At 69.2% G+C, this 14,516-nt stretch carries 13 protein-coding genes; 2 read left to right on the plus strand and 11 right to left on the minus strand.

Features of this window, described 5'->3' with window-relative positions; genetic code table 11:
• Positions 1–34: 34 nt before the first annotated feature.
• The 11 genes from AB0B29_RS17655 to AB0B29_RS17705 all read right to left on the minus strand — a co-directional run bounded on the left by AB0B29_RS17655 (position 35) and on the right by AB0B29_RS17705 (position 12,128).
• Positions 35–874: a shikimate dehydrogenase gene (locus tag AB0B29_RS17655; RefSeq protein WP_362240236.1), complete on the minus strand. Its 840-nt coding sequence runs from the start codon at positions 872–874 to the stop codon at positions 35–37.
• Positions 855–2,606: an endolytic transglycosylase MltG gene (gene mltG, locus AB0B29_RS17660; RefSeq protein WP_362240239.1), complete on the minus strand. Its 1,752-nt coding sequence runs from the start codon at positions 2,604–2,606 to the stop codon at positions 855–857. The genes AB0B29_RS17655 and mltG overlap by 20 nt, the downstream gene beginning before the upstream one ends.
• 121 nt (positions 2,607–2,727) lie before the next feature.
• On the minus strand, positions 2,728–3,192 hold the full coding sequence (ruvX, locus tag AB0B29_RS17665) for a Holliday junction resolvase RuvX (RefSeq protein WP_362240241.1): 465 nt from the start codon (positions 3,190–3,192) through the stop codon (positions 2,728–2,730).
• A 16-nt stretch (positions 3,193–3,208) separates the two neighbouring features.
• Positions 3,209–5,881: an alanine--tRNA ligase gene (gene alaS, locus AB0B29_RS17670; protein WP_362240244.1), complete on the minus strand. Its 2,673-nt coding sequence runs from the start codon at positions 5,879–5,881 to the stop codon at positions 3,209–3,211.
• Complete coding sequence (locus AB0B29_RS17675; protein WP_362240247.1) at positions 5,881–6,243, minus strand: hypothetical protein; 363 nt, start codon at positions 6,241–6,243, stop codon at positions 5,881–5,883. The genes alaS and AB0B29_RS17675 overlap by 1 nt, the downstream gene beginning before the upstream one ends.
• A gap of 9 nt (positions 6,244–6,252) precedes the next feature.
• Complete coding sequence (locus tag AB0B29_RS17680) at positions 6,253–6,693, minus strand: DUF948 domain-containing protein (protein WP_351636677.1); 441 nt, start codon at positions 6,691–6,693, stop codon at positions 6,253–6,255.
• A 219-nt stretch (positions 6,694–6,912) separates the two neighbouring features.
• Positions 6,913–7,527: a 30S ribosomal protein S4 gene (gene rpsD / locus AB0B29_RS17685; RefSeq protein ID WP_031104240.1), complete on the minus strand. Its 615-nt coding sequence runs from the start codon at positions 7,525–7,527 to the stop codon at positions 6,913–6,915.
• A gap of 304 nt (positions 7,528–7,831) precedes the next feature.
• On the minus strand, positions 7,832–9,184 hold the full coding sequence (locus tag AB0B29_RS17690; RefSeq protein ID WP_362240251.1) for a replication-associated recombination protein A: 1,353 nt from the start codon (positions 9,182–9,184) through the stop codon (positions 7,832–7,834).
• A 56-nt stretch (positions 9,185–9,240) separates the two neighbouring features.
• Positions 9,241–9,897, minus strand: a complete 657-nt coding sequence (locus tag AB0B29_RS17695; protein ID WP_362240254.1) for a vitamin K epoxide reductase family protein — start codon at positions 9,895–9,897, stop codon at positions 9,241–9,243.
• A 247-nt stretch (positions 9,898–10,144) separates the two neighbouring features.
• The gene (gene hisS / locus AB0B29_RS17700) at positions 10,145–11,407 is read right to left on the minus strand and encodes a histidine--tRNA ligase (RefSeq protein WP_362240257.1); all 1,263 of its coding nucleotides are present in this window, start codon (positions 11,405–11,407) and stop codon (positions 10,145–10,147) included.
• 13 nt (positions 11,408–11,420) lie between these two features.
• On the minus strand, positions 11,421–12,128 hold the full coding sequence (locus AB0B29_RS17705; protein WP_362240259.1) for an MBL fold metallo-hydrolase: 708 nt from the start codon (positions 12,126–12,128) through the stop codon (positions 11,421–11,423).
• A 167-nt stretch (positions 12,129–12,295) separates the two neighbouring features.
• Here AB0B29_RS17705 and AB0B29_RS17710 point away from each other — a divergent pair, with 167 nt between their 5' ends.
• Both AB0B29_RS17710 and AB0B29_RS17715 read left to right on the plus strand, forming a co-directional pair.
• Entirely contained in the window at positions 12,296–13,141 is an 846-nt protein-coding gene (locus AB0B29_RS17710; protein ID WP_362240261.1) for a peptidylprolyl isomerase, read from the plus strand.
• 135 nt (positions 13,142–13,276) lie between these two features.
• A complete protein-coding gene (locus AB0B29_RS17715) occupies positions 13,277–14,506 on the plus strand; it encodes a DUF349 domain-containing protein (protein WP_362240264.1) in 1,230 nt (409 codons plus the stop codon).
• The last annotated feature ends 10 nt before the right edge of the window (positions 14,507–14,516 follow it).

Below are 14,516 nucleotides of genomic sequence, written 5' to 3' on the forward strand. Positions count from 1 at the left end.
CCTGTTCCGCCCCCTGCGGAACCGAGAGCGGATCTTATCGGTCGGCGAGAGCCTGCTCGCCCGCTTTTCGCATGGCGTCCAGGGGCGCCGGGGCCAGCCCCGTCATCTGCTCGACCTGGAGCACGGCCTGGTGCACCAGCAGGTCGAGACCGCTGACGACGGCACCGCCGTACGCCGACCAGCGGGCGGCGAGGTCGGTCGGCCAGGGGTCGTAGAGGACGTCGAAGAGGGCCGCCGGGCGTTCCGGTACGGACCGGGCGAGGGCGTCGGTGGCTCCGGTCGGCGTGGTGCTGATCACCAGCGGGGCGCGCAGGGCCTGCTCGGCGTCCGCCCAGTCGGCGATGTGGACGGCGACGTCGAGCCGCTCGGCCCACTGCCGCATCTCGGCGGCCCGGGCCTCGCTGCGCACGTACACGGCGATCTCGCCCGGGCAGATCCGGGACAGCGCGGCCAGCGCGGAGGAGGCGGTGGCGCCGGCGCCGAGGACGGCGGCGGAGTCGACCTGCTCGATGCCGTGTTCGCGCAGCGCCGCGACGATTCCGGGGATGTCTGTGTTGTCGCCGATACGGCGGCCGTCCTCGGTGAACACGACGGTGTTGACCGCCTCCACCGACGCGGCGGTCTCGCTGACCTCGTCCAGCAGCGGAATGACGGCCCGCTTCAGCGGCATGGTCAGCGACAGCCCGGCCCACTCGGGGCCGAGTGTCTCGAGGAAGCCGGGCAGCTTCGCCTCGTCGATCTCGAACCGGTCGTAGGACCAGCCGGTCAGCCCCAGTTCCGCATACGCCGCGCGGTGCAGCACCGGGGAGAGGGAGTGGGCGATGGGGCTGCCGAGCACTCCCGCACGGCGGGCGTCAGTTGCCTGTGCTGGCATCGAACTTCCTCTTGAGCTTCTTGAACTGCGCGTAGTCCTTGGCGAACTCGGTTTTGTGCACACCGTCGGTCGCCACGAAGTAGATCCAGCCGTCCTTCGTCGGATTCAGGGCCGCCCGCAACGCGACGTCCCCTGGGTTGTCGATCGGACCCGGCGGCAGGCCCTTGTTGGTGTACGTGTTGTACGGGTCCTTGTTGCTGTTGATCTCGGACTCGCTGATGTGAATATTGCTCTCGTTCTTCAGGTAGTTGAAGGTCGAGTCGAACTGGAGGAGCTGGTTGGTCTCCGTGTTGGTGGGCTTGAGGCGGTTGTAGACCACCTCGGCCATCTTCCGGAAGTCGTCGTGCGTCTTGCCTTCGGCCTGGACGAGGCTCGCGACGGTGATCAGCTGCCACGGGTTCTCGAGTCCGAGGCTCTCGGCCTTCTTCTCGACGCCGGCCTTCTCGTACGTGGCGGTGGCACGAGCCACCATCTGCTTGAGCACGGCCTCCGGCTTCTGCCCCTTGCTGACGCCGTAGCTGGACGGATAGAGGAATCCTTCCAGCGGATCCTTGACGTTCGGGTGATTCAGCGCCCAGGCGGGCAGGCCCAGCTTTTTGTAGTCCTTCTCGGCGACCGCGGCGGTGGTGCCTTCCTTGACCTTGAGACGCTTGTCGATGAGCCGGTAGATGTCGGCGTTGCGCTTGCCTTCCGCGATGATCAGGTTGTCGCGGCTCTTGGGGCTGAGCATCAGATCGACCGCATCCGCGGCCGACATTTGCTTCTGCAGCGTGTACACGCCGTCCTGGATGCTCTTGCCCTCGGGGTTGCTCTGCTGGGCCGCGACGAACGCGTCGACGCTCTTGACGACCCCCGCGTCCTTCAGCACCTGGCCGATCTTGTATCCGAGGGCGCCCTCGGGGATCTCGACCGTCACCTGCTGCCCGTTGCCCCCACCCGCGTAGTCCGGGGCGTCACCGAAACGATCCTGGTAGAACCGGTAGCCGAAGTACCCGGCGCCCGCCAGGCCGCCGCCGAGGATCACGGCGACCAGCAGGCAGGCCATGCCGTTGCGGCTCTTCTTCTTCGGTTTCCCGCCGCCGCGTCCGCGCTTGTCGTCGCGACTGCGACGACCCTCCGGCTCCTCGCCGTCGTCATCGTCGTCGCCGCCCGCGAAGAAGGCGTGTTCGCCCTGGTCGGGCCCGGGGTCCCAGTCGGTGGCCGGTTCCTGAGCGGGCTGCCGGGCGGGCTCTGCCTCACGCCGGCCGGGCGGCTCCGGGGGTGGATACGCCTCAGGCGTGCCGTAGTAGTCCTGCTGGCCCCCGCCGTACGCACCGGCCTGGTGCCCGTACGGATCCTGGGGGTCGCCGGAGTACGAGACCTGCTGGTGGGGATCGTCGGCCCAGCCGCCGGTGTCGTACTGCTGCTGGTGGTAGCCCTGAGCCTGCTGATGTCCGTGGTCCTGCTGGCCGGGGTACTGCTGGCCGGGGTACTGCTCGTGCCCGTGGGCCTGCGCCACGTACTGCTGGTCGTACGGGGACTGCTGCTGCGCCTGACCGTATCCGGCCTGCTCACCGGTGCCCCAGTCGCCGTACTGCGACTGCTGCGGCTGCTCTGGATAGTGCTGCGGCTGGCCGCCGTAGGGGGACTGCTGACCCTGATGGGCCTGCTGTCCCTCCCATCCGCCGTCCCCGTACAACGGGTCCTCCGGATGCCACGGTTCGGAGCCTTGGCCCCGGCCATACTCAGTCATCGATCCCCTAGAGCCGCGAGGCGGCGGTCGCGCGATGCCCGGCTCGGCTCCCGTCCCGCCTCTTGCTGTGCGGCGGCTGTTCGAATGCCGTCGCATCGCGCGGAACGTTACCGTATCGCGATCAGATGACCACTTCGACGCCTTCGCCGGGTGCTTTACCTGACATCCGTTCGGATTCGAGGGCCTGTTGCAGGATGATCACGGCCGCGGCCTGGTCGATGACGGACCGGCCCTTCTTGGATTTCACGCCGGAGGCGCGCAGTCCCTGACTGGCCGTCACTGTCGTCATGCGTTCGTCGACGAGTCTCACCGGAACCGGTGAGATCATTTGGGCCAGTTCCTGGGTGAAGCCCCGGACCTTGACCGCGGCCGGGCCCTCGCCCCCCTTGAGGGAGCGGGGGAGCCCGACCACGACCTCCAAGGGCTCGTACTCCTCGACGAGTTGCTGCAACCGCCGCTGAGCTGCGGGGATGTCACGCCCCGGGACCGTCTCCACCGGGGTGGCGAGGATCCCGTCGGGGTCGCACGAGGCGACCCCGATGCGGGCGTCCCCGACGTCGATCGCGAGTCGACGTCCTCTGCGCATACTTCCGACCCGTCTCTTACTTGGCCGTCTCGGCGACCAGGCGCTCGACGGCGTCCACGGCGTCACCGATGGCGGCCGGGTTCTGGCCGCCGCCCTGGGCGACGTCCGGCTTGCCGCCACCGCCGCCACCGAGGGTCTTGGCGGCCGTACGGACCAGTTCCCCGGCCTTCAGACCGCGCTCACGGGCGGCCTCGTTGGTGGCGATGACCGTGAGCGGCTTGCCGTTCGCCACCGTGAACAGGGCCACCACGGCGGCCCGTCCGCCCTGGATGCGTCCGCGCACGTCGAGAACCAGCTTGCGGAGATCGTCGGCGGTCGTGCCGTCCGGAACCTGACCGGTCACGACAGCAACGCCACGGACGTCCTTGGCGGACTCGGCGAGACCGGCGGCGGCCTGGAGGACCTTCTCGGCGCGGAACTTCTCGATCTCCTTCTCGGCGTCCTTCAGCTTGCCGAGCATGGCGGAGACCTTCTCCGGGAGCTCCTCCGGACGGCCCTTGATCAGCTCCTGGAGCTGGGCGACGACCGTGTGCTCCCGGGCGAGGAAGTTGTAGGCGTCCACGCCGACCAGGGCCTCGATCCGGCGGACACCCGAGCCGATGGAGGACTCGCCGAGCAGCTTCACCAGGCCCAGCTGGGCGGTGTTGTGGACGTGGGTACCGCCGCACAGCTCCTTGGAGAAGTCGCCGATGGTCACCACGCGCACGCGCTCGCCGTACTTCTCACCGAACTCGGCGATGGCGCCCTGCTTCTTGGCCTCGTCGATGCCCATGACGTCGGCACGGACGTCGAGGTCGCGGGCGAGCACCTCGTTGATCTTCTGCTCGACGTCGGTCATCACGGCCGTCGGAACGGCGGACGGGGAGCCGAAGTCGAAGCGGAAGCGGCCGGGCTGGTTCTCGGAACCGGCCTGGGCGGCCGTCGGGCCGAGGGCGTCACGCAGGGCCTGGTGCGTCAGGTGCGTGGCCGAGTGGGCGCGGGCGATGGCCTTGCGGCGGCGGTCGTCGATCGAGGCGTGGGCCTTGGCGCCGACGGTCACCTCGCCGACCTGGACGACGCCCTTGTGGACGTAGACCCCCGGGACCGGCTTCTGGCAGTCGCGGACCTCGATGACGGCACCGGTGTCGACCTTGATCTTGCCGGTGTCGCCGATCTGACCGCCACCCTCGGCGTAGAACGGGGTGCGGTCGAGGACGATCTCGACCTCGTCGCCCTCGGTGGCGGCCGGGGAGGAGGCACCGTCGACGAGGATGCCGACGATCGTGGACTCGCTCTCGGTGTCGGTGTAGCCGATGAAGTCGGTGGCACCCGCCTGGTCGGCGATCTCGCGGTAGGCGCCGGCACCGGCGTGCCCGGTCTTCTTGGCCTGGGCGTCGGCCTTGGCGCGCTCCCGCTGCTCCTTCATCAGACGGCGGAAGCCGTCCTCGTCCACGGAGAGGCCCTGCTCGGCGGCCATCTCCAGGGTGAGGTCGATCGGGAAGCCCCAGGTGTCGTGGAGCAGGAAGGCCTTGTCGCCGGGCAGGACGGTGGAGCCGGCGGCCTTGGTGTCGGTGACGGCCGTGTCGAGGATGTTGGTGCCGGCCTTCAGCGTCTTGAGGAAGGCGTTCTCCTCGGCGAGGGCGACCTTCTCGATGCGCTCGCGGTCGGTGATGAGCTCGGGGTACTGCTGGCCCATCATGCCGATCACGGTGTCGATGAGGTCCTTGACGACCGGGCCGGTGGCGCCGAGGAGGCGCATGTTGCGGATGGCGCGGCGCATGATGCGGCGCAGCACGTAGCCGCGGCCCTCGTTGCCGGGGGTGACGCCGTCGCCGATGAGCATCACGGAGGTGCGCATGTGGTCGGTGACCACGCGCAGGGACACGTCCGAGTCGTGGGCGTCGCCGTAGCGGACGCCGGTCAGCTCGGTGGCCTTGTCGATGACGGCCATCGAGGTGTCGATCTCGTACATGTTCTGCACGCCCTGCAGAATCATGGCGAGGCGCTCGAGGCCGAGGCCGGTGTCGATGTTCTTGCTGGGCAGGTCGCCGAGGATCTCGAAGTTGTCCTTGCCGATGCCCTCACCCCGCTCGTACTGCATGAAGACGAGGTTCCAGATCTCCACGTACCGCTCGTCGTTGACGGCGGGGCCGCCCTCGGCGCCGAACTCGGGGCCGCGGTCGTAGTTGATCTCGGAGCAGGGGCCGCAGGGGCCGGGGACGCCCATGGACCAGTAGTTGTCCTTCATGCCGAGGCGCTGGATGCGCTCCTTCGGCACGCCGACGACCTCGTGCCAGATGCGCTCGGCCTCGTCGTCGTCCTTGTAGACGGTGATCCACAGGCGCTCGGGGTCGAGGCCGTAACCGCCCTTGTCCTGGGGGCTGGTGAGCAGCTCCCAGGCGTGCTTGATGGCGCCTTCCTTGAAGTAGTCGCCGAAGGAGAAGTTGCCGCACATCTGGAAGAACGTGCCGTGCCGGGTGGTCTTGCCGACCTCTTCGATGTCCGGCGTGCGCACGCACTTCTGGACGCTGGTGGCGCGGGCGAAGGGCGGCTTGACCTCACCCAGGAAGTAGGGCTTGAAGGGCACCATGCCGGCCGGGACGAGGAGCAGAGTCGGGTCGTCCGCGATGAGCGACGCCGAAGGGACGACGGTGTGACCGCGCTCCTCGAAGAAGCTCAACCAGCGGCGGCGAATCTCAGCCGACTCCATCAGTGGTCCTCATTCCGGTTGTACGGGTACGTCTGGTACGTCTGGTGCTTCGAACCATCGACGTACTTGGGGTTGTTGCGGTTCTCGATGGCGATGTGCCGCCGGGGTGCCGGGAGTTCGGGATTCTCGTTGATCCCGAGGGCGTCACCCAACTCGGCCTCTCGCACGGCCATGTTGTCCCGGACGTCGAGCGCGAAGCCCACCGCGCGGTCCTTGATGCGGTGACCGGCCTCGAGCGCCTTGTTCCCGGCGGTTCTGGCAAGGCTCTCGGGGGTCAGCTGCTTCAGCTTGCGATTGACCTTGGTGGTGGCCCACACACCGGCGGCGACGCCCGTGGTGAACCAGAAGGTACGGCGGAACATCGCTGGCTCTCAGTCCCTCTTGTCTCGGGCGCTGCGCCGGGTGACCGTGCGGCCCACGATCACGGTACGCCTGGACGCCTTGGCGGGCACGTCCTCCTTGCCGCCGCCGAGGGCCCGGCGCACGCCGTAGCCGAAGGCCGCGACCTTGACCAGGGGGCCCCCGAAGGTGGAGGCGACGGTCGTCGACAGCGCGGAGGCGTTCGACGTGACCTCCTGGACGTCGGAGGCGATCGAGTCGACCCGGTCGATCTGGGTCTGCGCGGAGCGCACCGCCGCGGAGGCGTCGGCCAGCAGCGGGACGGCCTGGTCGGTCACGTCCGCCACGAGCTTGGTGGTCGCCTTGAGCGTCTGGGCCACCCTCGCCAGCGCGACGGCGAGGAAGGAGACCAGGATCGCCCAGAAGACGGCCACCAGGATTCCGGCAACCTCTCCACCGGACACTGTGTGCACCCGCTCCCTGAAACGTGCCTGAACATCGAAAAAGTCGTGCGACGAGCCTATCGCGCCGGGGGTGGCGCTCCGTACCGGATTACCCCCCGGCGCCACGTCGATCGCGAAAGCTCGCACAGGATCGGCCTCCGGCACAGGAGTGATCGCGAAAGCCCGCCGCCTCGCCCGCCCGGAGGGGCGGGGAGACGGCGGGCTGAGGTACCGCGTGCCTGCTGTGGATCAGCGGGCGTAGTACTCGACGACGAGCTGCTCGTCGCAGATCACCGGGATCTCCTTGCGGTTCGGCTCGCGGTCCAGGCGGAACGCCAGGCCCTTGAGGTTCACCTGGAGGTAGCGCGGGGTCTCACCGTCGGGGGCGAAGCCACCCTCACGAGCGATCGTGAAGAGGGTCTTCTCCTTGGAGCGCTCGCGAACCTGCACGACGTCGTCCGGACGGACACGGAAGGAGGGCTTGTCGACCTTCTTGCCGTTGACCGCGATGTGGCCGTGGACGACCATCTGGCGGGCCTGGTAGATCGTGCGGGCGATGCCCGAACGCAGGACCAGGGCGTCGAGACGGCGCTCGAGCTCGATGATCAGGGCCTCACCGGTCTTGCCCTGGACCTTGGAGGCACGCTCGTAGGCGCGGACGAGCTGGCGCTCGGACACGTCGTACTGCGCGCGCAGACGCTGCTTCTCGAGCAGACGGACCTTGTAGTCCGAGTTCTGCTTGCGGCCGCGGCCGTGCTCACCCGGCGGGTAGGGGCGGGCCTCGAAGTACTTGACGGCCTTCGGGGTCAGCGCGATGCCGAGGGCACGCGACTTCTTGACCTTGGGGCGGGACTGGTTCGCCACTGTTTTCGCTTTCGTCGTATCGGCTTGTCAGGGTTGTGGGAGGTCGCATCCGCAGCCGGGGAAACCCGCCTGGAACCCTGTCGGGCCCGGGTGGGCAGCCGCTCCCCTGGTCTGGGCACATACGTGCAGCACGCGAGTGGCCCACCGGCCGCTCCCGTCCTGCGACGGGTGGTGGTGGGCTGCCCGCGACACCGTTCGACGGTGCGCGACGCTCCTGGAGCCGATCCCGGAGGATCGGGGCTCCGGCCGACTGTCCTGTTCTGACTGCACGGGACGCGGCACTCCGGACGAGTTTACAGGGTGCTCAGGACCGCTTTCGACCGAGGTTCTTCCGGGTCCACTCCACCGCGTCCGCGTAGCGGGCCTCCGCGCCGTGCCGGGTCGGCTCGTAGTACTCGCGGTTCTTCAGCTCGTCCGGGGCGTACTGCTGGGCGGCGATGCCCTCGGGCAGGTCGTGCGGGTAGACGTAGCCCTGGCCGTGGCCGAGCTTGGTCGCGCCCTTGTAGTGGCTGTCGCGCAGGTGGGCGGGCACGGGGCCGGCGTGGCCCTTGCGGACGTCCTCCAGGGCGGCGCCGATCGCGGTGGTCGCGGCGTTGGACTTGGGCGCCAGCGCGAGGGCGATGGTGGCGTGGCTGAGGGTGAGGGCGGCCTCGGGGAAGCCGATCATGGCGACGGCCTGGGCGGCGGCGACCGCTGTCTGCAGGGCGGTCGGGTCGGCCAGGCCGATGTCCTCGCTGGCGGAGATCATCAGGCGCCGGGCGATGAAGCGGGGGTCCTCGCCGGCCTCGATCATGCGGGCCAGGTAGTGCAGGGCCGCGTCGACGTCGGAGCCGCGGATGGACTTGATCAGGGCGCTGGCCACGTCGTAGTGCTGGTCACCGTCGCGGTCGTACTTCACGGCGGCCCGGTCGACCGTCTCCTCCAGCGTGGTCAGGCCGATCTCCGCCTCGCCTTTGTCGAGGGCGGCTCCGGCGGCGGCCTCCAGGGCGGTCAGGGCGCGGCGGGCGTCACCGCCGGCGATGCGCAGGAGGTGGCTCTCGGTCTCCTCGGGGAGGGTGACGGCGCCCCCCAGGCCCCGCTCGTCGGTGAGGGCGCGGCGGATGAGGCTCCTGATGTCGTCGTCCGTGAGCGGTTCGAGGGTGAGCAGCAGGGAGCGGGACAGCAGGGGCGAGATGACCGAGAAGTACGGGTTCTCCGTGGTCGCCGCGATGAGCGTCACCCACCGGTTCTCGACGGCCGGGAGCAGGGAGTCCTGCTGGGCCTTGCTGAAGCGGTGGATCTCGTCGAGGAAGAGGACCGTCTCCTTGCCGTAGCCGCCGGAGGCGCGGCGGGCGCCGTCGATGACCGCGCGGACCTCCTTGACGCCGGCGGTGATCGCGGACAGCTCCACGAAGCGGGCGTCGGTCGCCTTGGAGACGACGTAGGCCAGGGTGGTCTTGCCGGTGCCGGGCGGGCCCCAGAGGAGCACCGAGGAGGGCCCGGCGGGGCCCGAGGCCTCCCCCACCAGCCTGCGCAGGGGTGAGCCCGGCTTCAGCAGGTGCTGCTGGCCCACGACTTCGTCGAGGGTGCGCGGGCGCATCCGCACTGCCAGGGGGCTGCTGGACGGCTCCTTCTCCTGGCGTTCTTCGGCTGCGGCGGTGAACAGGTCGGGCTCCACGTCAGAAACCCTAAATCACGGCACTGACAGTCCGGCCGGGCCCCGGAACCGCGGGCTCAGCTGAGCCAGAAGTCCCACCAGCGGGTCAGGACCAGCATGCCGATGATGCCGATGTGCAGCACCGGCATGACCCACGTGAACTCGCCGAAGAAGCTCTTGAGCCAGCTCGGGGCAGGCAGGAAGCCCTTGCGGATGTTGAACGACGTGACGTACCAGAACATCAGGATCGTGGCGACCCAGGCCAGGCTGCACCACAGGCACAGCGCGTTGATCCGGTACAGGGACTGGAACATCAGCCAGGCGCAGAAGCTCACGCCGAAGAGGCACCCGGCGTTGAAGGTGAGCCAGTACCAGCGCGGGAAGCGGGCGCGGGCGAGCAGCGCCATGCCGACGCCGATGACGATCCCGTAGCAGACGAGACCGAGCATCGGGTTCGGGAAGCCGAAGACCGCAGCCTGCTTGCTCTCCATGACGCTGCCGCAGGAGACCACGGGGTTGAGGCTGCAGCCGGGCGTGTACGACTTGCCCGCGACCTTGGCCTCGAGGATCTTGAACTTGTCGATCGTGATGACCCAGGCGGCGAGCAGTCCGGCGGCGCCGGTGATGATCAGTAGCAGGGCGAGGGCCCGGCTGCCGCCCTCCGCGCGGGGCGCGATCTCGGCGCGCTGCGGCTCTGGCTCCACGGAGACGTCCTCAACTGTCGTCTTGCTCATCACGCCGATCCGTCACTTGAGACCTGAACATCTTCGGGCAGGGCCCATTGTGCCGCACAGGTGCCCGTGTCCACCGTTCAGTGGACATAAGGATGCCCGCCCGGTCGCCCCCGAGGGCAGTGTTCCGGCCGACGCCCGTCGCATGACAGCACAGGGGTACGAACCTCCGGCAGGACTAATCGGCACCCACGGAGTTGACGGAGCAGTGAGGGAACGCCGGGAGACCCCGGCGCCCCCTCTGCGGCACTCAGCCGAGCCGCGCTTCCAGTTCCGCCACGATCTCGTTCACGCCCACCGCCGTCTGCTCGCCGGACTCCATGTCCTTGAGCTGGACGACGCCCTCGGCGAGGTCGCGTTCGCCGGCGACGACCGTGTAGCGGGCGCCGCTGCGGTTGGCGTTCTTCATCGCGCCCTTGAGGCCCTTGCCGCCGTAGGAGAAGTCCGCCGCGATGCCGTTCTTGCGCAGTTCCGTGACCTTCGCGAAGAGGACCCGGCGGGCCTCCTCGCCGAGCGGGACGGCGAACACGCTGGTGGTGGCGGGGAGTTCGAGCTCGACTCCTTCCGCCTCCAGGGCGAGGACCGTGCGGTCGACGCCGAGGGCCCAGCCGACGGACGGCAGCGCGGGGCCGCCGATCATCTCGGAGAGGCCGTCGTAGCGGCCGCCGCCGCCCACCGCGGACTGTGAGCCGAGGCCGTCGTGGACGAACTCGAAGGTGGTGCGGGTGTAGTAGTCCAGGCCGCGGACCAGCTTCGGGTCGTCCTCGAAGGAGACGCCCGCCGCCGTGATCAGCTCACGGACCTCCTCGTGGTACGTCTTGCACGCATCACACAGGTAGTCGCGCAGCAGCGGCGCGTCGCCCAGCTGCTTCTGGACCGACTCGCGCTTGTCGTCCAGGACGCGCAGCGGGTTGATCTCCGCGCGGCGCAGGGTGTCCTCGTCGAGGTCCAGCCCCCGCAGGAACTCCTGCAGCGCCGACCGGTACACCGGGCGGCACTCCTGGTCGCCCAGGCTGTTGAGCAGGATCCGGAAGTTGCTCAGGCCCAGCGAGCGGTACGCCTGGTCGGCCAGGATGATCAGCTCGGCGTCCAGCGCCGGGTCCTCCGCGCCGATCGCCTCGGCACCGACCTGGGAGAAGTGGCGGTAGCGGCCCTTCTGGGGGCGCTCGTAGCGGTAGTACGAGCCCGAGTACCAGAGCTTGACGGGGAGGTTGCCCGCCTTGTGCAGGTTGGCCTCCAGCGCGGCGCGCAGGACGGAGGCGGTGCCCTCGGGGCGCAGGGCGAGCTTGTCGCCGCCCTTGGTCTCGAAGGCGTACATCTCCTTGGTCACGATGTCGGTGGACTCACCGACCCCGCGCGCGAACAGCTCGACGTTCTCGAAGCCCGGCGTCTCGATGTAGCCGTATCCGGAGTTGCGCAGCGGCGCGGCGATCGCCTCGCGCACCGCCAGGTACTTCGCGGAGTCCGGCGGGATCAGGTCGTACGTGCCCTTGGGGGCCTTGAAGGTGCTCACAGGACGTCTCTCGTCACATTCCTCGTCGGGGAGCGGGCTGAGCTCCCTGGCCGGCCGCCACCTGCCGCAGATACGGGTTGGTGGAGCGCTCCTGGCCGATGGTCGTCTGGGGGCCGTGGCCGGACAGCACCACGGTCGAGTCGTCGAGCGGCAGGCACACGCGGGCCAGCGAGTCGAGCATCTCGGCCATGTCACCGCCGGGCAGGTCGGTGCGTCCGATGGAGCCGGCGAACAGCAGGTCGCCCGAGAAGAGGATCGGCGGGATGTCCGCCGCCTCGGGCATGCCGAAGGTCACCGACCCCTTGGTATGGCCGGGGGCGTGCGCGACGGACAGCTCCAGGCCCGCCAGCTCCAGCTTCGCCCCGTCGGTCAGCTCTTTGACGTCGTCCGGCTCTCCCACGGTCAGCTCGCCCAGCAGTGGCATCCCGATGGAACGGCCGATCCCCTTCTCGGGGTCGCTCATCATGTACCGGTCGTCGGGATGGATCCAGGCCGGCACGTCGTGCGCGCCGCACACCGGGACGACCGAGGCGACGTGGTCGATGTGGCCGTGGGTGAGGACGACGGCCACGGGCTTGAGGCGATGCTTCCTGATCGCTTCCTCGACGCCGTCGGCGGCCTGATGGCCGGGGTCGATGATCACGCACTCCTCACCGGCGGCGGGGGCGACGAGGTAGCAGTTCGTCCCCCAGGCCCCGGCGGGGAACCCGGCAATGAGCACGATCGTCCTTCGTTGTGTCGATACGGGCGGCTACGGCTGCTCACAGAGCCTACCGGCGCTGCCGATTCCTCAGCGAACCCATATACGGTACGGGGCACACGCACGCGCTCGGCACACAGGACGCAGGCGTACCGGTCGACGTTCGAGACCCATGAGGAGAGAACCCGGTGGTCAGCCAGGAACAGCGGCGGCGTCAGCTCGCCCGGGAGAAGTTCTTGCGGCAGCAGCAGCGACGCACGGACGCGCGACGCAAGGCCCGTATCCGCAACTCCGTGATCGCCTCGGTTCTCGGCGTGATCGTGGTCCTCTCGGTGACGGTCTTCCTGACCAAGCCGTTCGAGGACGACGGCAAGAAGGAGAACGCGGGCGCGGAAGTCACCCCCAGCGCCACCCCCAGCAAGGCCCCGGACCCGTGCGAGAAGCCGGCCCCGGGCAAGGTCAAGTCGGAGACCTGGAAGAAGGAACCGGCGATGACCATCGACAAGTCGGCGAAGTACACGATGAAGCTGGACACCACCTGCGGTGAAATAGACGTCGCGCTGAAGGCGTCGGCGGCGCCGCACACCGTGAACTCGTTCAACTTCCTGCTCGGCAAGGGCTACCTGGACCACAGCAAGTGCCACCGGCTCACGGACCAGGGCATCTACGTCCTGCAGTGCGGTGACCCGCAGGGCACCGGCATGGGCGGACCGGGCTACACCATCCCGGACGAGAACCTCAAGGACAAGAGCCTCAAGGGCGGGATGTACCCGGCGGGCACGGTCGCGATGGCGAACCAGTACAACGCGCAGACGAAGCAGGGCCGCAACAGCGGCGGCAGCCAGTTCTTCCTGGTCTACCAGGACAGTCAGCTGCCGCCCGACTACACACCGTTCGGCACGGTGTCCGAGGCGGGCATGAAGGTCCTGAAGAAAATCGCGGACGCCGGGGCGCAGGCTCCCGACCCTCAGACGGGCAATACGGCGCCCAACGCGACGGTCGTGATCAACAAGGCCACGATCACGGAATCCTGACCCCCAACTGCGAAATTTCGGTCGCGCGGGATGCGGACAGGCCCCCCGCCGGTCGCCTATGTTGGCCGTGACGAAACTGTGGACGATGCCCGGGGGAGCTGAGGCCCCCCGCAGGCATCATGTGGAGGAGGCGCTGTGAGCAGCGACCCGTGGGGCCGCGTCGACGAGACGGGGACCGTGTACGTGCGTACGGCCGACGGCGAGCAGGTCGTCGGTTCCTGGCAGGCGGGCTCCCCCGAGGAGGCGCTGGCCTATTTCGAGCGCAAGTACGAGGGCCTGGTTGTCGAGATCGGCCTCCTCGAGAAGCGAGTGAAGACCACCGACCTGTCGGCGAAGGACGCCCAGGCCGCCATCGACCACATCCGGGAGCAGGTCGACGCGCACCACGTGGTGGGCGACCTGGACGCCCTGCGGGTCCGGCTGGACAAGCTCGTGGAGCTGGTGGAGGCGCGCCGCGAGGAGCGCAAGGCGCAGCGGGCCAAGCAGTCCGACGAGGCCCGCCACGCCAAGGAGGCGCTGGTCGCCGAGGCGGAGGAGCTGTCGCAGTCCGATCAGTGGCGGTCGGCCGGTGAGCGGCTGCGGGCCCTGGTGGACACCTGGAAGGGTCTGCCGCGCCTGGACCGCAAGTCCGACGACGAGCTGTGGCACCGGTTCTCGCACGCGCGGTCGGCGTTCTCCAAGCGGCGCAAGCAGCACTTCGCGCAGCTGGACGCGCAGCGCGAGGAGGCCCGCAAGACCAAGGAGCGGCTGGTCTCCGAGGCCGAGGCGCTGTCGAACTCGACCGACTGGGGCGTGACGGCGGCGCGCTACCGCGAGTTGATGTCCGAGTGGAAGGCCGCGGGCCGCGCTCAGCGCGAGCACGAGGACGACCTGTGGAACCGCTTCCGCGGCGCCCAGGACGTCTTCTTCGCGGCTCGCAGTTCGGTCTTCGCGGAGCGTGACGCCGAGCAGGCGGAGAACCTGAAGCTGAAGGAGGAGCTGGCCGAGGAGGCCGAGAAGCTCCTGCCCGTCTCGGACCTGAAGGCGGCCCGGGCCGCTTTCCGGAACGTGAACGAGCGCTGGGAGGCCATCGGCCACGTGCCGCGCGACGCCCGGCCCAAGGTCGAGGGCCGTATGCACGCCGTCGAGCGGGCCATCCAGGAGGCCGAGGAGGCCGAGTGGCGCCGGACGAACCCGGAGGCACGCGCGCGTGCCGCGGGTCTGACCGGCCAGCTGCAGGCCGCCGTGGACAAGCTGCGGGGCCAGATCGAGCAGGCCCGCGCGCAGGGCAACAACGCCAAGGCCGACAAGCTCCAGCGTGAGCTCGACGGCCGGCAGGCGCTGCTGGACCAGGCGCAGAAGGGCCTGCAGGAGTTCGGAGGCTGAGCAGCCGACG

It is taken from the genome of Streptomyces tibetensis, from assembly GCF_040647715.1.
In the GTDB taxonomy this organism is placed as follows: domain Bacteria; phylum Actinomycetota; class Actinomycetes; order Streptomycetales; family Streptomycetaceae; genus Streptomyces; species Streptomyces tibetensis_A.

What these genes read in the sequence shown, in the direction of transcription:
- AB0B29_RS17655 (WP_362240236.1), bottom strand. Translation starts at nt 874, where the DNA reads ATGCCAGCACAGGCAACTGACGCCCGCCGTGCGGGAGTGCTCGGCAGC.
- mltG (WP_362240239.1), bottom strand. Translation starts at nt 2,606, where the DNA reads ATGACTGAGTATGGCCGGGGCCAAGGCTCCGAACCGTGGCATCCGGAG.
- ruvX (WP_362240241.1), bottom strand. Translation starts at nt 3,192, where the DNA reads ATGCGCAGAGGACGTCGACTCGCGATCGACGTCGGGGACGCCCGCATC.
- alaS (WP_362240244.1), bottom strand. Translation starts at nt 5,881, where the DNA reads ATGGAGTCGGCTGAGATTCGCCGCCGCTGGTTGAGCTTCTTCGAGGAG.
- AB0B29_RS17675 (WP_362240247.1), bottom strand. Translation starts at nt 6,243, where the DNA reads ATGTTCCGCCGTACCTTCTGGTTCACCACGGGCGTCGCCGCCGGTGTG.
- AB0B29_RS17695 (WP_362240254.1), bottom strand. Translation starts at nt 9,897, where the DNA reads ATGAGCAAGACGACAGTTGAGGACGTCTCCGTGGAGCCAGAGCCGCAG.